At 57.8% G+C, this 18,219-nt stretch carries 14 protein-coding genes and 1 tRNA gene; 8 read left to right on the top strand and 7 right to left on the bottom strand.

The window, feature by feature from the left end; genetic code table 11:
• The first annotated feature begins 44 nt into the window (after positions 1-44).
• Entirely contained in the window at positions 45-1,400 is a 1,356-nt protein-coding gene (locus tag LAC65_RS13645; protein WP_039380435.1) for a VasL domain-containing protein, read from the top strand.
• Between the two features lie 369 nt (positions 1,401-1,769).
• Here the strand turns inward: LAC65_RS13645 and LAC65_RS13640 are convergent.
• A tRNA-Ile gene (locus LAC65_RS13640) sits at positions 1,770-1,845 on the bottom strand.
• A 293-nt stretch (positions 1,846-2,138) separates the two neighbouring features.
• Between LAC65_RS13640 and mug the strand changes: the two genes are divergently transcribed.
• Positions 2,139-2,666 carry a G/U mismatch-specific DNA glycosylase gene (gene mug, locus LAC65_RS13635; protein WP_039380244.1) on the top strand — a complete coding sequence of 176 codons (528 nt, stop codon included), beginning with the start codon at positions 2,139-2,141 and terminating at the stop codon, positions 2,664-2,666.
• 41 nt (positions 2,667-2,707) lie between these two features.
• Here the strand turns inward: mug and rpoD are convergent, their stop codons facing one another.
• The 3 genes from rpoD to rpsU form a co-directional block, all read right to left on the bottom strand.
• Positions 2,708-4,555 (bottom strand): RNA polymerase sigma factor RpoD, encoded by a 1,848-nt coding sequence (gene rpoD, locus LAC65_RS13630; protein ID WP_039380242.1) that lies wholly within the window; start codon positions 4,553-4,555, stop codon positions 2,708-2,710.
• 249 nt (positions 4,556-4,804) lie between these two features.
• Positions 4,805-6,550, bottom strand: coding sequence for a DNA primase (dnaG, locus tag LAC65_RS13625; protein WP_039380239.1), 1,746 nt, complete (start codon positions 6,548-6,550; stop codon positions 4,805-4,807).
• Between the two features lie 120 nt (positions 6,551-6,670).
• A complete protein-coding gene (rpsU, locus tag LAC65_RS13620; protein WP_001144069.1) occupies positions 6,671-6,886 on the bottom strand; it encodes a 30S ribosomal protein S21 in 216 nt (71 codons plus the stop codon).
• Positions 6,887-7,166: 280 nt separating this feature from the next.
• Here rpsU and tsaD point away from each other — a divergent pair, with 280 nt between their 5' ends.
• On the top strand, positions 7,167-8,180 hold the full coding sequence (gene tsaD / locus LAC65_RS13615) for a tRNA (adenosine(37)-N6)-threonylcarbamoyltransferase complex transferase subunit TsaD (protein ID WP_039385641.1): 1,014 nt from the start codon (positions 7,167-7,169) through the stop codon (positions 8,178-8,180).
• Between the two features lie 31 nt (positions 8,181-8,211).
• Here tsaD and plsY read toward each other — a convergent pair whose 3' ends face one another.
• Positions 8,212-8,814: a glycerol-3-phosphate 1-O-acyltransferase PlsY gene (gene plsY, locus LAC65_RS13610; RefSeq protein WP_039380238.1), complete on the bottom strand. Its 603-nt coding sequence runs from the start codon at positions 8,812-8,814 to the stop codon at positions 8,212-8,214.
• 107 nt (positions 8,815-8,921) lie between these two features.
• On the opposite strand from plsY, the gene folB reads away from it, so the two are divergent.
• Both folB and bacA read left to right on the top strand, forming a co-directional pair.
• Positions 8,922-9,281 (top strand): bifunctional dihydroneopterin aldolase/7,8-dihydroneopterin epimerase, encoded by a 360-nt coding sequence (gene folB, locus LAC65_RS13605; RefSeq protein WP_039380236.1) that lies wholly within the window; start codon positions 8,922-8,924, stop codon positions 9,279-9,281.
• A gap of 190 nt (positions 9,282-9,471) precedes the next feature.
• Positions 9,472-10,290, top strand: a complete 819-nt coding sequence (gene bacA, locus LAC65_RS13600; RefSeq protein ID WP_039380233.1) for an undecaprenyl-diphosphate phosphatase — start codon at positions 9,472-9,474, stop codon at positions 10,288-10,290.
• Between the two features lie 18 nt (positions 10,291-10,308).
• On the opposite strand, the gene LAC65_RS13595 is transcribed toward bacA, so the two are convergent.
• Both LAC65_RS13595 and LAC65_RS13590 read right to left on the bottom strand, forming a co-directional pair.
• On the bottom strand, positions 10,309-11,541 hold the full coding sequence (locus LAC65_RS13595; RefSeq protein WP_039380231.1) for a multifunctional CCA addition/repair protein: 1,233 nt from the start codon (positions 11,539-11,541) through the stop codon (positions 10,309-10,311).
• Between the two features lie 137 nt (positions 11,542-11,678).
• A complete protein-coding gene (locus LAC65_RS13590; RefSeq protein WP_039380229.1) occupies positions 11,679-12,302 on the bottom strand; it encodes a TIGR04211 family SH3 domain-containing protein in 624 nt (207 codons plus the stop codon).
• A 204-nt stretch (positions 12,303-12,506) separates the two neighbouring features.
• Between LAC65_RS13590 and LAC65_RS13585 the strand changes: the two genes are divergently transcribed.
• The 3 genes from LAC65_RS13585 to hldE all read left to right on the top strand — a co-directional run bounded on the left by LAC65_RS13585 (position 12,507) and on the right by hldE (position 18,202).
• Positions 12,507-13,817: a CYTH domain-containing protein gene (locus LAC65_RS13585; protein WP_039380227.1), complete on the top strand. Its 1,311-nt coding sequence runs from the start codon at positions 12,507-12,509 to the stop codon at positions 13,815-13,817.
• Between the two features lie 29 nt (positions 13,818-13,846).
• Entirely contained in the window at positions 13,847-16,696 is a 2,850-nt protein-coding gene (gene glnE / locus LAC65_RS13580; RefSeq protein ID WP_039380225.1) for a bifunctional [glutamate--ammonia ligase]-adenylyl-L-tyrosine phosphorylase/[glutamate--ammonia-ligase] adenylyltransferase, read from the top strand.
• A gap of 81 nt (positions 16,697-16,777) precedes the next feature.
• Positions 16,778-18,202 (top strand): bifunctional D-glycero-beta-D-manno-heptose-7-phosphate kinase/D-glycero-beta-D-manno-heptose 1-phosphate adenylyltransferase HldE, encoded by a 1,425-nt coding sequence (gene hldE, locus LAC65_RS13575; protein ID WP_039380223.1) that lies wholly within the window; start codon positions 16,778-16,780, stop codon positions 18,200-18,202.
• The last annotated feature ends 17 nt before the right edge of the window (positions 18,203-18,219 follow it).

The following is an 18,219-nucleotide window of genomic DNA, read 5'->3' as shown; positions in this document are numbered from 1 at the left end:
ACACTCTGATAACGGACCTGCTTCCGGCAGGTCTGCGGATAACTATGACCTTTTCATCTCAGAAACCGCACGTGCTGATGACCGGCGGAGACCCTCGCCTGCATCCCGAATTTATTTGTCTGCAAAACGAAATCAAGAAGCTCAGCCATCCCGCCCGGCCCGATATTAACTGGCTGCAGGTGATGGAGAGCTGCACCCGGCTTTTCGGACAGGCTGGAGCAGATCTGCAGTCTGTTTGCTGGTTTACGCTGGCGCTTTCTCATCTTGACGGCGCTAAGGGGCTGCAGGAGGGGCTCAGGGTCACGGAGGCACTGATGTGCTCACGCTGGCAGACGCTCTGGCCCCACCAGCCTGCAGACCGGATAGCGATCCTGAGAATGCACTTTCAGCGTCTGCAGTTTCTGTTACGCACCTGGCCGGCGGAGAAGCCTGATACGCAGATCGCGCTGAAGGCGTGCGCCACATATCTGGATCTGATTGAGCAGCATCTGGCGCAGGCGGGCCTCAACGCCGCGAGCGGTATCCGCCAGCTGTGCGATAAAGTCAGAACAGCAGCCGAAAACGCGGAGACGTCACCGGGCCAAAGCGACATGGCGACCGCACGCAGAAGCCGCCCGCGCGAGCCGCTTTCCGGCCCGGATCCGGCAACGGCAACGCCTCCGACCTTTATCATTCATCCCGAATCAGAGCCTGAACAGACATCATCAGGGCGTTATATCAGGCCTTTTATCGCCGGCATGGCCGCTATGCTGGTGGTTGTTGCAACAGGCACAGGCGGCTGGCTTTATGCCCGCCAGCCCGGTGAAAATACGCGTATGCTCTCTGCTGCCGTACCCGCGCTTCCTCATTCGCTGACGGAAGAGCAGCGGGCAGGCATCCGGCAGGATCGGCGTATCAACGCAGCAGAGTGGATCAACACGATCAAAACACAGTCTGAACGGCTTGATGCCGCCGGGATTGGCAGGACAGGAAGCTACGGCGCCGACGTTGCGCTGCTGGCCGGCTCGATCTGGCCGGCTGAAGAGTTAACGCGCCGGCTGCTGATGGACGCGCTCGCCAGGAGAGAGGCGATGACAGCCTCGCCGGAAGCGGCAGGTGCCTGGCAGCAGGGGATGGAAAAACTCAGCCTGCTCAGTGAAAAGCTGAATGCGCTTGATGAGAAACGGGGGCGTTACCTGACCGTCAGCGAGCTGAAGTCAGCAATATTTTCCACACAACAGGCATTCAGCCTGCATATCCCCGCTGAAGAGTGGCTGCGCCGCTATGAAGATTCTGCCTCTCCGGCCGGGGAGGCGCAGTTTAAACGGGCAATCAGTGAACTGCAGGCGCGATACGACATGATTCGCCTTCGCAGGGCAGCCGCATTGAGAGGCTCAGCGGCACAGGAGAGCGGATCTTAAATAAAACCGACGATCTGCTTATTATCAGCGAGTGAATGACAATGATCCCGACTGATCTACCCCGACATGCTGCACTGGCAGTGAGCGCTGCGCTCATCGTTATTTTTATCGATTTCGTCCGGTGCTTCTCCGGGTGATGTGATAAATCTGACTGGTACAGAGAGCCTGGGTGAGAACAATCTTTACAGCATGCCATAAAGATTTTCACAACAGTAATTCAATCGCTGGATCGTCTTTTCTCGCATTAAGTGGGGAAGTTCTGATATGGCATTGACTCCTGCCATCGCCATTTTGCCGCCACTCTAAAATCAGGAAACAAAAAAGCCACCCTGAAAGGTGGCTTAAATGTATGATTTTCATCATTAAATTTGGTGGCCCCTGCTGGGTTTGAACCAGCGACCAAGCGATTATGAGTCGCCTGCTCTAACCACTGAGCTAAGGGGCCAGTAGTGCGGGGATTATAAAGTATCTGGCAAAGGCGATCCAGCGTTCACCGATCGGTTGATGAAAATTAGCACAATGGTGAGTGATTGATATTAATGAAAAAATCAGCGTACTGCTGTGACAGGAGTGATTGCCACAGCAGTTTGAGCGTTTTTTTACTGCACAGGCGGTAAAAGAAATCGTTAACTCGTTGGGCGGCTGGCGCAGGGTTTTCACTTATCGCAATCGCCATGCTTTCCCCATCCCGCTGAATAACCTACGCTTTAAGCACGTTTACCAGGTATTCAGAGGCGTATGCAACCCGACCACGACATTCGCGATATTCTCTCGCACGATCTGCAGGTGCTGTTCTGCGGCATCAATCCCGGCAAGTCATCTGCGCATACCGGTTACCATTTTGCGCATCCCGGCAACCGCTTCTGGAAAGTGATCTATCTGGCTGGCTTTACGCGCGAGCTGCTGAAGCCGGAGCAGGAGCGGCGGCTGCTGGAGACCGGCTGCGGCATCACCGCGCTGGTTGAGCGTCCCACCACGCAGGCGAGCGAGCTGAGCGGCGATGAGCTGCGCGACGGCGGGCTGCGGCTGCAGGATAAAATTTTACGGTATCAGCCGCGGGCGCTGGCGGTGCTGGGCAAGGATGCGTATCAGCGTGCGTTCCGGCAGCGTAAAGTGGAGTGGGGCGAGCAGCCGCAGCCGCTAATGGAGACGCGCATCTGGGTGCTGCCAAATCCCAGTGGCCTTAACCGCGCTTCACTGGAGGAGATGGTGGCAGCGTATCGCCAGCTGGCGGATGCGCTGGGTCTGCCGGAGCGCGGGCAATAAAAAACCCCGGCGTGCCGGGGTTTTTGTTTTCCTGCAGACGATTAATCGTCGAGGAAGCTGCGCAGCACTTCCGAGCGGCTCGGGTGACGCAGTTTGCGCAGCGCTTTGGCTTCAATCTGACGAATACGCTCACGCGTTACGTCAAACTGCTTGCCCACTTCTTCCAGCGTGTGGTCGGTGTTCATATCGATACCAAAACGCATACGCAGGACTTTCGCCTCGCGCGCGGTCAGGCCCGCCAGCACGTCGTGGGTCGCAGAACGCAGGCTCTCAGAGGTAGCAGAGTCCAGCGGCAGCTCCAGCGTGGTATCTTCGATGAAATCGCCCAGATGCGAATCTTCGTCATCACCAATCGGCGTCTCCATGGAGATAGGCTCTTTGGCGATCTTCAGCACCTTGCGGATCTTATCTTCCGGCATCAGCATACGCTCAGCCAGCTCTTCCGGCGTCGGCTCGCGGCCCATCTCCTGCAGCATCTGGCGCGAGATACGGTTGAGCTTGTTGATGGTCTCAATCATATGCACCGGAATACGGATGGTACGCGCCTGATCGGCAATAGAGCGGGTGATCGCCTGACGGATCCACCAGGTGGCATAGGTTGAGAACTTATAGCCACGGCGATATTCAAACTTATCAACCGCTTTCATCAGGCCGATGTTGCCTTCCTGAATCAGGTCAAGGAACTGCAGGCCGCGGTTGGTATATTTTTTCGCGATAGAGATAACCAGACGCAGGTTAGCTTCAACCATCTCTTTCTTCGCGCGGCGCGCTTTCGCTTCGCCGATCGACATGCGACGGTTGATGTCTTTAACCTGTTCGATGGTCAGGCCGGTCTCTTCCTCAATCTGCAGCAGCTTCTGCAGCGAGCGCATGACATCTTCTTCAACATCTTTCAGCTTTTCAGACCACGGCTTGTTCATCGCCAGGGCTGCTTTAAACCAGCTCTCACTGGTTTCATTACCGGTGAACAGCGTAATGAAGTTCTTCTTCGGCATTTTGCACAGTTCAACGCACAGCTTCATGATCAGGCGCTCTTGCGTACGCACGCGCTCCATCATTTCACGCATGTTGTTTACCAGGTAGTCGAACTGCTTCGGCACCAGGCGGAACTGCTTGAAGACTTCAGAAAGGTTGTTGATTTCGGCAACGGCATCAGCGTGGCTGCGGCCTTTCGCCTTAATAACGGTGCGGGCTGCTTCATACTGGGTGCGCAGCTCAAGGAACTTCTCGCGCGCCAGTTCCGGATCGATAGAGTTGTCGTCGTCGCTGCTGTCGTCGTCGTCGCTCTCTTCATCTTCCTCTTCGTCGTCATTGCGATCTTCTTCAGACAGCTCAGAACCAACGTGGGTGGCAGTGGGGGCGAGATCTTCTTCAGCGTTAGGATCGACAAAGCCGGTGATGAGATCGGACAGGCGCGATTCGCCCGCTTCCACACGATCGTACTGATCGAGCAGGTAGGTAATAGCTTCCGGATATTCGGCAACAGAGCACTGCACCTGGTTGATACCGTCTTCGATACGCTTGGCGATGTCGATTTCGCCTTCGCGCGTCAGCAGCTCTACGGTACCCATTTCACGCATATACATGCGCACCGGATCGGTTGTGCGCCCGATTTCAGATTCAACGCTGGATAAGACCTGCGCGGCCGCTTCTGCAGCATCTTCATCTGTATCGGAGCTGTTCTCATTCAGCATCAGATCATCGGCATCAGGGGCTTCTTCCACCACCTGGATACCCATATCGTTGATCATCTGGATGATGTCTTCGATCTGATCGGAGTCGACGATATCTTCCGGCAGATGGTCATTGACCTCAGCATAGGTCAGATAGCCCTGCTCCTTACCACGGGTGACAAGCAGCTTAAGCTGTGACTGCGGGTTTTGCTCCATAAGACGGTATCCACACTTCTGTTAATTAGATTGGTGTCGGTCGGCAGCGAGCCAACTATAACAGTGAAGGCATTATGTTTTTGCCGCTGCCTTCAACGCGGCCAGGGCTGCAGCCCCTTTTAGTTCGGCACTTAAGCCGCTTGATATTCGGTCTGAAATCGTTGTGCTCCGGTTCCGCTTATATGGCGTGTAAACCGAAAGCCGCAGGCCAGAACGGGGAATACTCCGCCATTCTGGCCTGGCTGAATCTTATTTTTTCGCTAATGCCTGGCTTAATGCCCAGAATTCGCGCCGCTCAGCGGCACTGAGCCCTTCGGTGCGCTCACGCGCAATCAGCGCTTCCAGGCGCTGCTCCAGCGCAGCATCATATATGCTTGCCAGCGAGTCCTGAAACACCGCTTCGGCTTCCTCATCCACTATCATGTGGTTCCAGGTGGCCAGTGTTTCAAGGGGCTGGCTAAAATTTGTCCCGCGATATAACTCTAGTAGCTGTCCGGTCGTCAGGCCAGGATTCTCTGTGCAGCGGCTGACCAGGTCAACAAACAGCGACAGGCCGGCAAGTTTTGACTGCGCCAGCCCGTCAAGCGTGGGCACAATCGTCGCAAACTGCGGATTCTGCACCAGCAGCGCAATCAGTACGCGCATCGTGGTGCGCTTCAGCGGCGGCGCGACGGGCGGCGTCGCGTTTTCTGCCGCCTTTGGCATCAGCTTGTCTAACTGGTTATCGTCCAGAATGCCGAGTTTATTACCCAGCGTCTGGCGCATATAGATCCGCAGCGTTTCGCCCGGGATCTGACTAATCAGCGGCAGAGCGAGCGTCGCGAGCTTGGTACGACCATCGCGGGTGCTCAAATCCACTTGTGGCATCAGGCTGTCGAACAGAAACACCGAGAGCGGCATCGCCTGCTCCATGCGTGCTTCAAACGCTTCTTTTCCCTCTTTGCGCACCAGCGTATCGGGATCTTCGCCATCAGGCAGAAACATAAAGCGTAGCTGACGCCCGTCATTCATGTAGGGCAGGGCGGTTTCCAGCGCGCGCCAGGCGGCTTCGCGACCGGCCCGGTCGCCGTCATAACAGCAGATAACCGTGTCAGTCGAGCGGAACAGCAGCTGAATATGTTCAGCCGTGGTGGAGGTCCCCAGCGACGCCACGGCATAATCGATGCCGAACTGTGCCAGGGCGACCACATCCATATAGCCCTCCACCACCAGCAGGCGCGCCGGCTGAGGATGGTTTTTTTGTGCTTCATACAGGCCATAGAGCTGGCGGCCTTTATGGAAAATCGGTGTTTCCGGCGAGTTCAGATACTTAGGCGTATCATTACCCAGCACGCGTCCGCCAAAGCCAATCACGCGACCACGCTTATCGCGGATCGGGAACATCACGCGATCGCGGAAGCGATCGTAGCTGCGGCCTTTATCGTTGGTGACCAGCATGCCCGCTTCCATCAGCGACTCGCGGTCTTCCTGCTGCTCTCCGAAACGCTTCAGCACGTTATCCCAGCCGGCGGGTGCATAGCCAATCGCAAAGTGATCGATCACCTGCTGGCTGAGCCCGCGCGAGCCTAAATAGCGCTGGGCCGCCTCTGCTCCCGGACTGCGGAAGCTTTGCTGATAGAAACCATCCAGTTTCTCCAGCAGCTGGTAAAGACTCTGACGCTGATGACGCTCAATCGGGCTGGGGCCGCTGCCTGTTTCGTACGGCACTTCAAGGCCGTGCTGGGTGGCAAGTTCCTCAACGCTTTCCACAAATTCCAGACGATCGTGATTCATCAGGAAATCGATAGCGTTGCCTTTGGCACCACAGCCAAAGCAGTAGTAAAACTGCTTTTCACCGCTGACGGTAAAAGAGGGGGTTTTTTCGTTATGGAATGGACAGCACGCGTGATAGTTCTTACCCTGCTTTTTCAGCTTAACGCGGGCATCGATAAGATCCACGATATCCGTGCGGGCAAGTAAATCATTGATAAAAACGCGTGGAATTCGTCCAGCCATAAGCCCCGATTTTTTTCAGCTCTTAAACGGCAACAAGCCGCGCTTCCTTTCGGAAAGCACGGCCTCTTACTTGACTCTGTCTGCGTTTAACACGCGGCGGAAGCGAACTTCCGAAAGAAATTAGTACAGACGAGTGCGGCGTGCGTTTTCGCGAGCCAGTTTCTTGGCGTGACGCTTAACTGCTGACGCTTTAGCGCGCTTACGCTCGGTCGTTGGTTTTTCATAAAACTCACGACGACGAACTTCAGCCAGAACGCCTGCTTTCTCGCAGGAACGCTTGAAGCGACGCAGTGCTACGTCGAATGGCTCGTTTTCACGTACTTTAATTACCGGCATGTAACTCTCACCTCGATAAAATTCGGTTTTTGCTGCTGACTGCGGCGTCAGCACATCTCAAAATGGTGCAGCATTTTACTCCAGCCGGGGCCAGCTTGTAAAGCACCATGGACAATTTAGAACCAACAGGAGCGTTTGCCTGTGCGGCTGCCGGTTTTTTCAGGCCGTGGAGTATAGCGCACTCTTTGTGCGGCAGAAAAACACTTTTTCCCGTCAAAGTAGTCCGGCGGCAGATTTGCCTGTGCTACACTGCGCGCCGCAAGAAGAGGGTAATAAAGCTATGCGAGTTCTGGGTATTGAAACGTCCTGCGATGAAACCGGCATCGCGATTTATGACGATGTGTCCGGTCTGCTGGCGAATCAGCTGTATAGCCAGGTGAAGCTACATGCTGACTACGGCGGCGTTGTGCCGGAACTGGCATCGCGCGACCATGTACGTAAAACGGTGCCGCTGATACAGGCCGCGCTGAAAGAGGCAAACCTGCAGGCCAGCGATATCGATGCAGTCGCCTATACCGCCGGTCCGGGTCTGGTGGGTGCACTGCTGGTCGGCGCCACGATTGGCCGCGCGCTGGCGTTCGCCTGGAATGTGCCGGCAGTCCCGGTACATCATATGGAAGGCCATCTGCTGGCTCCGATGCTGGAGGAGAATCCGCCGGCGTTCCCGTTTGTCGCGCTGCTGGTCTCCGGCGGACATACGCAGCTTATCAGCGTCACCGGTATCGGCGAATATACGCTGCTGGGCGAGTCAATCGACGATGCGGCGGGTGAGGCGTTTGATAAAACGGCCAAGCTGCTGGGTCTGGACTATCCGGGCGGCCCCATGCTGTCGCGCATGGCGCAGCAGGGTGTTGCGAACCGCTTCCGCTTCCCGCGTCCGATGACCGATCGCCCGGGCCTCGATTTCAGCTTTTCAGGGCTGAAAACCTTTGCGGCAAATACTATTCGCGAGCATGACGGCGACGAACAGGCGCGGGCAGATATCGCCCGCGCATTTGAAGATGCGGTCGTGGATACGCTGATGATCAAGTGCAAACGCGCGCTGGAGCAAACCGGCTTTACGCGGCTGGTGATCGCCGGTGGCGTCAGCGCCAACCGCACGCTGCGCGCGCGAATGGCAGAGATGATGAGCGCACGCGGCGGCGAGGTGTTTTATGCCAGGCCTGAGTTCTGCACCGATAACGGCGCTATGATCGCCTATGCCGGCATGGTGCGTCTGAAGGGCGGCACACGGGGTGAGCTCGGCGTCAGCGTCCGTCCGCGCTGGCCGCTGGCGGAACTGCCCGCTATCTGAAAACAAAAAACCGGCGCGCAGCCGGTTTTTTTTATTCTTTCTTTTTTTTCCGTTTCCAGACGCGATTTTCCTGTCCGCGCCAGAGCCGCTGAATATTGTCATGATGCCGCAGCAGGATCAGGCAGGAGAGCATGGAAACCGGAAACGTAAACTGCGGCTTGAACCACCAGACGTAGAACGGGGCGATCAGCGCGCTGACAATGGCACCCAGCGAGGAGTAGCCGCTCAGCAGCACGGTCAGCAGCCACGTCCCGGTCATCAGGCCGGTAAGATCCCAGCCAATCGGCGCAATCGCGCCAAACGCCGTCGCCACGCCTTTGCCACCGCGAAAGCGGAAAAAGACCGGATAGATATGACCCAGGCAGGCAGCTATCGCGGTCAGGCCAAGATACATAGGCGTCACGTGCAGCATCCAGGCGATCCAGACCGGAACCATTCCTTTGGCCACATCAAATATCAGTACCGCTGCTGCTGACGCTTTGCCGCCGATGCGCAGGACGTTTGTGGCGCCAGGGTTACCGGAGCCTGAGATACGCGGATCGGGCAAGCCTGCGAGTTTACAGACCAGTATCGCACTGGAAATCGAGCCGCAAAGATACGCGAAAATAATCATACCAAGCGCGATAGCACTCATAGCGTCGTACCGTTCCTTTTGGGTCGTTTTGTTGCCGGTAAGCGTGGATAATACGCATAATCCGCCGGAAGTGGTATCCGGCCTGGCCAAAAACAGAGAGTGACATCATGGATATCGTATTTATAGAACAACTCACCGTGTTCACCACCATTGGCGTATACGACTGGGAACAGGGCATGCAGCAGAAGCTGGTGCTCGATGTCGAAATGGCCTGGGACAACCGGCGTGCCGCGGCCAGCGACGATGTCAGCGACTGTCTGAGTTATGCCGATGTCACCGACGCCATCCTCTCGCATCTGCAGGGAAACCGGTTTGCGCTGGTCGAGCGCGTCGCAGAAGAAATCTGCGATCTGTTGATGAATCGTTTCAAAACGCCCGGCGTGCGTATCCGGGTAGGTAAGCCGGGTGCAGTAGCCCAGGCGGCGAGCGTTGGCGTGCGTATTGAGCGCGGGACAATTCCTAAATAAACCCCCTGTGATTGCCATCACAATGAAACCAAATCAAATTATGGTGTGTCTTAGCTGAGGCCGTTGCGTTAAGCGAAACGAAGTGGCAGAAAACCCTAAGGTTTTCTTCAGATCAACGCCGGCATAATTTCAGGCGGTAGCAGTTTGCGACCGCCTTTTTACTGTTTAAAACGGATAGGGGAAAATTTTGATGGCAGATATGCATCAGCTATGGGTCGCTGCGATCCTCGGGGTCGTTGAGGGGCTGACCGAGTTTCTGCCGGTCTCATCCACGGGCCATATGATTATTGTCGGGCACCTGCTGGGATTTGAGGGCGATAAAGCAGAGACGTTTGAAGTGGTGATCCAGCTCGGATCGATTCTGGCAGTGGTCGTAATGTTCTGGCGACGTCTGTTTGGCCTGATCGGTATCCATTTTGGTCAGGAGCGTCATGAAGGCACCGGTACCGGTAAGCTGACGCTGATCCACATTCTGCTCGGGATGATCCCGGCGGTGGTGATCGGTTTACTGCTGCACGATCAGATCAAAACGCTGTTTAATCCGATCAACGTCATGTATGCCCTGGTGGTAGGCGGTGTGCTGCTGCTGGCGGCAGAGTTCCTGAAGCCAAAACAGCCAAAAGCAGTGGGCGTGGATGATATCACCTATCGTCAGGCGTTTATGATTGGCTGCTTCCAGTGTCTGGCGCTGTGGCCGGGCTTTTCCCGCTCGGGTGCGACGATTTCGGGCGGTATGCTGATGGGCGTCAGCCGCTACGCAGCGTCGGAATTCTCTTTCATTCTCGCCGTGCCGATGATGATGGGAGCGACCGTGCTGGACCTCTACAAAAGCATGGGCTTCCTGACGATGCAGGATTTCCCGATGTTCGCAGTGGGCTTTATTACCGCGTTCATCGTGGCGCTGCTGGCAATCAAAGTCTTCCTTGAGCTGATCAAGCGTATCTCGTTTGTATCGTTCGCCATCTATCGCTTTATCGTTGCAGCAGCGGTTTACGCCGTGTTTATGTAACAGCGGTTGCGCGGCGGGTTATGCCGGCCGCGCACCAATCAGCGTCTCTTCAATAGCCGCAATCCGGCGCCTGCCCAGCTCTTCCCGCACCTCTGCGCCTTTAAAGCCTGCTGCAATCACCTGCTGCACCGGTACCGCCTGCGCGAGCGCAAACGCCTGACGCAGATAGTTACCCTGCGGATAGGGCATACTCTCGAGCGTGGCGCGTCCGCGCGCGTCCGCCTCACTGGTCAGCGCCATCTTTTCCACCCGCTCCGGCTTACGCCAGGCGTCGATGCGATCAAACAGCGCCACCAGCGCCGCCGCTGACTGCCGCTCAATGGTGTGCACGATGTCATGGAACTCTGTCACGATTAGCGCCAGATCGCGTACGTGATTAGGGACGCGCAGCCGCTGGCACAGGGCGGCGACAAGCGGGACACCCGCCGGGCCATGACCGTGATGCGACGGCCACTTCTCCGGAGGAGTCAGCGCCTTGCCGACATCGTGAAACAGCGTAGCGAAGCGCACGTCGAGCTCATCAGAGAGCGCGGCCGCCAGCGTCAGCGTCATCAGCGTATGCACACCGGTATCGATCTCAGGGTGCCACTTCGGCGGGGCAGGAATGCCGTACAGATTATCGATCTCCGGAAAGAGCACCTGCAGTGCGCCACAGTCGCGCAGTGCCTGGAAATAGACCTGCGGATTGCGCGTCAGCAGTGCATTTTCCGTCTCTTTCCAGACGCGCTCTGCCGTCAGATGCGCCAGTTCGCCGCTGGCAGCCATCTCTGCCATTAGCGCCTGCGTTTCAGCGGCAATGCGAAAGCCAAGGTGGGCATAGCGGGCGGCAAACCGCGCCACGCGCAGCACGCGCAGCGGATCTTCGCTGAACGCTGCCGAAACGTGACGCAGCGTGCGACTGGCAAGATCGCGCTGGCCGTGGCAGGGATCGATCAGGCTGCCATCTTCCGCCTGCGCGATGGCGTTAATGGTCAGATCGCGCCGCTGCAGATCCTGCTCCAGCGTGACGTCGGGCGCGAAGTGCGTGATAAAGCCGGTGTAGCCGCTGCCCTGTTTGCGCTCGGTGCGCGCCAGCGCATACTCTTCACGGCTGTGCGGATGTAAAAAGACCGGAAAATCGCGGCCTACCTGCTGATAGTTCTGCGCCAGCATCTCATCAGGCGTGGCGCCAACCACCACCCAGTCACGATCTTTTACCGGCAGCTGCAGTAAGGCATCACGCACCGCACCACCGACCAGAAAGGTTTTCACTCAACAACTCCAGAGGTATTCAGATAACTGCGCGTCAGGCGCCTGTTTCGTAATTGTTGCATACTTTGGTGGAAAAGCGGGCATGCGAAAGGGGGCATCTGGCGATCCCCCCGGACAAACGGCTGGCATGCGGCAGATTAATTCATCCAGCGATCTTTCTTTTTACGGCGCGGCACCATATGTGGCAGCAGCAGGCCCAGCAGCAGGCCAACGCCCAGTACGCCGCCCCCGTACATAAACCACTGCATAATAATGGTGCGCTGTTTGTCATCCAGCTGTACGTTGGCTGCGCTCACTTTTTTCTGCGCCACGATCAGCTCATTTTTGAGCTTCTGGTTTTCCTGTTTCAGACCATCAATCGTGCCGTCGCTGTTAGCGACTTTGTTCTGCATTTCTGACGTGCGCTGATTCCAGCTGTTGTCGATATTAGCCAGCTTGTCAGTCAGATCTTTAACCTGCTGCTCCAGCTGTGGCACGCGGGTGCGCAGGCTTGGGGTCACGCTGAGCTGCGACAGCGGGATCCAGTTGGTTTTGCCTTCTGCATCGCGGATTTGCGCATACTGCGCATCGCTGTTGGTCTGCAGTACGGTAACTTCTTCCCCGGCGTTCAGCTTACCGACCAGGCGATACTGATCGCCCGGACCGCTGCGTACCCAGGTTGATAACTCATCGGAGATATAACGCTTTTCATCAGCAGCGTGAGCGGGGGTGATGGCGCTGAAAGCCAGCAAAGAAAGGGCGGCAAGTGTAATTTTTTTCATTCGATGTCGTATTTTCTTGATGGGCGTAAATTTACCGGCACAGTCTGGAGTTGCCTCGCATAAATCTGAATGAGAACTATCCTGGTCTCAATCCGGCGCGAAAAGGGGCGTAAAAGCACAAGAAAGCCGAGACAGCGTGCTTGTGGTGCATTACTCTCGCCAGATTAACCGTATAAGTGCCAGCAGCGTAGTAAATAAAAAATTATGACCACTGAAATCGAATTAAAGTTCATTGCCACCCCGCAGGCTGCCGCCACCCTGGCAGAGACACTGGCCGCCTGGCCGCATCAGCATGAAGCCGCCCGCGAGCTGACGAATATCTATTATGAAACGGACGACAACCAGCTGCGCCGCTGGGATATGGGGCTGCGCATCCGGGGTGTGGACAAGCGTTATGAGATGACGCTTAAGGCAGCGGGTCAGACGCTGGGCGGTCTGCATCAGCGCCCGGAGTACAACGTGGATATAACGGCGCCGCAGCTTGATATCGCCCGGCTGCCGGCAGAGATCTGGCCGCAGGGTACTGATATTGCCACCCTGCAGCAGCGGCTGCAGCCGCTATTCAGCACGCATTTCCGGCGCGAAACCTGGACGGTAGAGGCAGGTAACAGCACGATTGAAATTGCCTTCGATCAGGGCAGCGTGGCGGCCGGCGAGCTTAGCGAACCGCTGTGTGAAGTTGAGCTGGAGCTTAAACAGGGCACGCCTGCCGATCTGCTCAGGCTCGCGCAGACGCTGGCAGCGGGCGGCGGACTCCGTCCCGGCAGCCTGAGCAAAGCCGCGCGTGGCTATCAGCTGGCGCAGGGTGACGCGCTGCGCCCGGTTCGGGCGCTGCCGCTGCTGAAAGTGACGCCAAAAGCGACAGTAGAGCAGGGGATGATTGCCGCGCTCAGCGCCGCGCTGGATCACTGGCAGTATCATGAAGAGGTCTGGCTGCGCGGTAATCCGGCTGCGCGACACGCTGTGCTGGAGGCGCTGGAAACGCTGCGTCAGGCGTTTTCGCTGTTTGGTGCGCTGGTGCCGCGTAAGGCTAACAGCGAGCTGCGCCAGAAGCTGACCCGTCTTGAGGAGCTGCTGCAGGATGATGCTATCAGTGCGGAAACCCTCTGTTTCTCTGCCACCTCAGTCGAGGCGCAGATGGCGCTGACGTGCTGGCTGGCAGAAGCGCAGTGGCAGCCGTGGATCGACAGCAAAAACCAGATCAAGCTGCAGGGCTCTTATAAACGCTTTTGCGACATCATGCTAAGCCGCGTGGCTGCGGATCTGCGGGAAACCTTTACGGATGTAAAACTGGTCAGCGAGTTTCAGGATAAGGCCACGCGTCTGCAGCGGCAGCTGCTGGCTGTCTGTCTGCTGGCGGCGGCGTATCCGGCTGAAGAGGTATGCCAGTGGATGGCGGGATGGCAGGAGCTGCAGCTCGCCATCCGGGAAAAACAGCAGCACGGCCTGATTCAGCTCGCTACGATGGCCATGCGCCAGCCGCCATTCTGGCTGAGCAGCGGCGTCAGGCGTTAACGACACTATGTAAAATTCAGGGAGAGAGGATGCAGTTACCGTTACCTTCGCTGATGCAGGCGCAGCTGGCCGGCATCGCAGAACGCCTGCAGCTGTCGCTGCCGGCGCTGACGTCTGAACAGGCTGGCGCGCTGGCCTTTAGTGACTTTATCGCAGATAACCTGCAGCAGCAGCCAGCATGGTGGCAGCAACTGCAGCAGCAGCCTCCTCAGCCTGATGAATGGCAGCACTATGCTCTGTGGCTGCAGCAGGCGCTGCAGCATGTGGATAGCGAGGCCGCGCTGATGCGTGAGCTGCGCCTGTTCCGCCGGCATATGCTGGTGCGTATCGCCTGGATGCAGGCGCTGCAGCACGCCACGACCGAACAGAGCCTGACGCAGCTTAGCGTACTGGCAGAAAGCCTGATCGCTGCCGCCCGCGATCGCGTGTGGCAGGATTGCTGTCGCGATTTTGGCACGCCCTGCAACGAGGCGGGCGAGCCGCAGCCGCTGCTGATCCTCGGCATGGGCAAGCTGGGTGGCGGAGAACTCAACTTCTCCTCTGATATCGATCTGATCTTTGCCTGGCCGGAGAGCGGCGTCACGCGCGGCGGGCGACGCGAGCTGGACAACGCACAGTTTTTTACCCGCATGGGGCAGCGCCTGATAAAAGTGCTGGATCAGCCTGGCGTCGATGGTTTTGTTTACCGCGTGGATATGCGACTGCGTCCGTTCGGCGATAGCGGCCCGCTGGTGATGAGCTTTGCGGCGCTGGAAGATTACTATCAGGAGCAGGGGCGTGACTGGGAGCGCTACGCCATGGTCAAAGCGCGTCTGATGGGCGACGATCGCGGCGAGTGGAGCCAGGCGCTGCAGCAGATGCTGCGGCCGTTTGTCTATCGCCGCTATATCGATTTCAGCGTGATTCAGTCGCTGCGTAACATGAAAGGGATGATCGCGCGTGAAGTGCGCCGTCGTGGCCTGAAAGATAATATCAAGCTGGGTGCCGGCGGTATCCGCGAAATCGAATTTATTGTGCAGGTGTTTCAGCTGATTCGCGGTGGACGTGAGCGCTTACTTCAGTCGCGCTCACTGCTGCCAGTGCTGCAGGCCATCGGTGAGCTGGAGTTGCTGCGTCCGCAGCAGGTCAGTCAGCTGCATGACGCCTACCTTTTTTTACGCCGGCTGGAGAATCTGCTGCAGAGCATCAATGATGAGCAGACGCAGACGCTGCCGCAGGATGCGCTCAACCGGGAGCGTCTGGCGTGGGCGATGAACTGCGCCGACTGGAAAGCGCTGACGGCACAGCTAACGGCGCACATGGCCGCCGTACGCGCGGTGTTTGATGAGCTGATTGGCGACGATGCCCCGGACGTTGATGATCAGCCGGAACTGGCGGAATTTGCGGCACTCTGGCAGGACACGCTGGAGGAGCATGAGCTGACGCCGGTGGTGCCGCAGCTGAATGAAACGCAGCGGCAGCGCTTTTTTTACGTGCTTAATGACTTCCGGCAGGATGCCAGCCGGCGCACAAGCGGGCCGCGTGGCCGGCTGGCGCTCGACCAGCTGATGCCGCGCCTGCTGGGGGAGATCGCTTCGCGTGAGGATGCCGACAGCGTACTGGAGCGCCTGACGCCGCTGCTGCTGGGGGTGCTGACGCGCAGCACCTATCTTGAGCTGCTGACTGAGTATCACGGCGCGCTGCGTCACCTGATCCGTCTCTGTGCCGCCTCACCAATGATTGCCAGCCAGCTGGCGCGCTATCCGCTGCTGCTGGATGAGCTGCTCGACCCCGCCACGCTGTATCAGCCCACTGCCACTGACGCCTACCGTGACGAACTGCGGCAATATCTGCTGCGTATTCCGGCAGAGGATGAAGAGCAGCAGCTGGAGGCGGTGCGCCAGTTCAAACAGGCGCAGCTCTTGCGTATTGCCGCAGCAGATATCGCCGGAACGCTGCCGGTAATGAAAGTAAGCGATCACTTAACCTGGCTGGCAGAGGCGATGATCGAGTCGGTGGTGCAGCAGGCCTGGCAGATGATGGTACAGCGCTATGGGCGGCCATCACATTTGACGCGTGACGATGAGCGCGGCTTTGCCGTGGTCGGCTATGGCAAGCTGGGGGGCTGGGAGCTTGGCTACAGCTCCGATCTCGATCTGGTGTTTCTGCATGATTGTCCGGAGAGTGCAGAGACCGACGGTGAACGCGTCATCGACGGAAGGCAGTTTTATCTGCGTCTGGCGCAGCGCATCATGCATCTCTTCAGCACCCGCACCGCCTCCGGTATTTTGTATGAGGTGGATGCCCGCCTGCGTCCTTCTGGCTCAGCAGGCATGCTGGTCAGCACCTTCGACGCCTTTGAAGAGTATCAGCGTAATGATGCCTGGACCTGGGAGCATCAGGCGCTGGTGCGTGCGCGTATTGTCTTTGGTGAGCCGGCGCTGATGGCGCGTTTTACGCAGATCCGCCACGCTATTCTCAGCCTGCCCCGTGCAACAGCACCGCTGCGGGCTGAGGTACGTGAAATGCGCGAAAAGATGCGTGCGCACCTGAGCAACAAACATAAAGGGCGCTGGGAGATAAAAACAGATGCAGGCGGTATTACCGATATTGAATTCATTGCCCAGTATCTGGTCTTAGCGTCAGCGGCGGATCGGCCGGCCCTGACGCGCTGGTCAGATAACGTGCGCATTTTTGCTCTGATGGCGGAGCACGATATTATGCCTGCCCAGGAAGCGCAGGCGCTGACGCATGCTTACGTCACGCTGCGTGATGCGCTGCATCATCTGGCCCTGCAGGCGCTGCCGGGTCACGTGGCACCGGATCGTTTTGCCCGCGAGCGCGGCATTGTCAACGCCAGCTGGCAGCGCTGGCTGGGCACGGTTGAGTCAGACAGTTGAGGCGTGCGGCGGCATCTTACCCTGCGGCGGGTATATGGTATTATCCGCGCAATATTTTGAGCGTAGTCTGGAGTCTCTGAAATGAAAGTAACACTGCCCGCGTTTGGCAAGGCCACCGTACTGGTTGTTGGCGATGTGATGTTAGACCGCTACTGGTATGGCCCGACCAGCCGCATTTCACCTGAGGCGCCGGTGCCGGTCGTCAAAGTGGATACCATTGAGGAGCGTCCGGGCGGCGCGGCCAACGTGGCAATGAACATTGCCGCGCTGGGTGCCGCATCGCGTCTGATTGGGCTGACCGGTGAGGATGATGCCGCGCAGGTACTGAGCCGCACGCTGGAGCAGGTTAACGTCAGCTGTGACTTTGTGGCGCTGAAAACGCATCCCACCATCACCAAGCTGCGCGTGCTGTCGCGCAACCAGCAGCTGATCCGGCTGGACTTTGAAGAGGGCTTTGATCAGGTCGATCCGCAGCCCATCCACGATCGTATGCGTCAGTCGCTGTCACAGGCTGGCGCGCTGGTGCTGTCAGACTACGCTAAAGGCGCCCTGAGCAGCGTCCAGACTATGATCGGGCTGGCCCGCGAAGCGGGTGTACCGGTACTGATCGACCCGAAGGGCACCGACTTTGAGCGCTATCGCGGTGCAACCCTGCTGACGCCAAACCTGTCTGAATTTGAAGCCGTTGCCGGCAAATGTAAAACCGAAGCGGACATTGTCAGCCGGGGAATGCAGCTGATCGCTGACTATGCGCTCTCAGCGCTGCTGGTGACCCGTTCTGAAAACGGCATGACGCTGCTGCAGCCGGGTAAAGCGCCCCTGCATATGCCGACGCAGGCGCAGGAAGTCTATGACGTGACCGGTGCCGGCGATACGGTTATTGGCGTCCTGGCCGCGGTCCTTGCGGCAGGTGACACGCTGGAAAACGCCTGTTTCCTTGCCAACGCGGCGGCAGGCGTCGTGGTGGGCAAGCTGGGAACCTCCACCGTCAGTACGGTGGAGCTGGAGAACGCTATTCATGCACGTCCCGAAAGCGGCTTTGGCGTGATGACGGAGAGCGAGCTGAAAACCGCCGTGGCTCAGGCGCGTCAGCGCGGCGAGAAAGTGGTGATGACCAACGGCGTGTTTGACATCCTGCATGCAGGACACGTCTCTTATCTCGCCAATGCCCGCAAGCTGGGCGATAGGCTGATTGTGGCGGTGAACAGCGACGCGTCAACCCGACGTCTTAAAGGCGAAACCCGGCCGGTTAATCCGCAGGAGAACCGGATGATTGTGCTGAGCGCACTCGAAGCGGTGGACTGGGTCGTACTGTTTGAAGAAGATACGCCGCAGCGTCTGATTGCCGATGTGCTGCCGGATTTGCTGGTGAAAGGCGGAGATTACAAGCCGGAAGAGATCGCAGGCAGCAAAGAAGTATGGGCCAACGGCGGTGACGTACGCGTGCTTAACTTTGAAGATGGCATCTCCACCACCAACATTATTAAAACGATCCGCAGTCACTGAGCAGACAGCCGGGGGCA

This window comes from Pantoea eucrina (assembly GCF_020079945.1).
Taxonomy (GTDB): domain Bacteria; phylum Pseudomonadota; class Gammaproteobacteria; order Enterobacterales; family Enterobacteriaceae; genus Pantoea; species Pantoea eucrina.
The sequence above is the reverse complement of the archived record's forward strand: the minus strand, read 5'-3'. Positions and strand labels throughout refer to the sequence as shown.

Bases quoted from the DNA above. Each gene is read 5' to 3' on its own strand.
- hldE (WP_039380223.1), top strand. From the start codon at position 16,778: ATGAAAGTAACACTGCCCGCGTTTGGCAAGGCCACCGTACTGGTTGTT.
- tsaD (WP_039385641.1), top strand. From the start codon at position 7,167: ATGCGAGTTCTGGGTATTGAAACGTCCTGCGATGAAACCGGCATCGCG.
- LAC65_RS13590 (WP_039380229.1), bottom strand. From the start codon at position 12,302: ATGAAAAAAATTACACTTGCCGCCCTTTCTTTGCTGGCTTTCAGCGCC.
- LAC65_RS13585 (WP_039380227.1), top strand. From the start codon at position 12,507: ATGACCACTGAAATCGAATTAAAGTTCATTGCCACCCCGCAGGCTGCC.
- mug (WP_039380244.1), top strand. From the start codon at position 2,139: ATGCAACCCGACCACGACATTCGCGATATTCTCTCGCACGATCTGCAG.
- folB (WP_039380236.1), top strand. From the start codon at position 8,922: ATGGATATCGTATTTATAGAACAACTCACCGTGTTCACCACCATTGGC.
- glnE (WP_039380225.1), top strand. From the start codon at position 13,847: ATGCAGTTACCGTTACCTTCGCTGATGCAGGCGCAGCTGGCCGGCATC.
- plsY (WP_039380238.1), bottom strand. From the start codon at position 8,814: ATGAGTGCTATCGCGCTTGGTATGATTATTTTCGCGTATCTTTGCGGC.
- rpsU (WP_001144069.1), bottom strand. From the start codon at position 6,886: ATGCCGGTAATTAAAGTACGTGAAAACGAGCCATTCGACGTAGCACTG.
- dnaG (WP_039380239.1), bottom strand. From the start codon at position 6,550: ATGGCTGGACGAATTCCACGCGTTTTTATCAATGATTTACTTGCCCGC.
- rpoD (WP_039380242.1), bottom strand. From the start codon at position 4,555: ATGGAGCAAAACCCGCAGTCACAGCTTAAGCTGCTTGTCACCCGTGGT.
- LAC65_RS13645 (WP_039380435.1), top strand. From the start codon at position 45: ATGACCTTTTCATCTCAGAAACCGCACGTGCTGATGACCGGCGGAGAC.
- bacA (WP_039380233.1), top strand. From the start codon at position 9,472: ATGGCAGATATGCATCAGCTATGGGTCGCTGCGATCCTCGGGGTCGTT.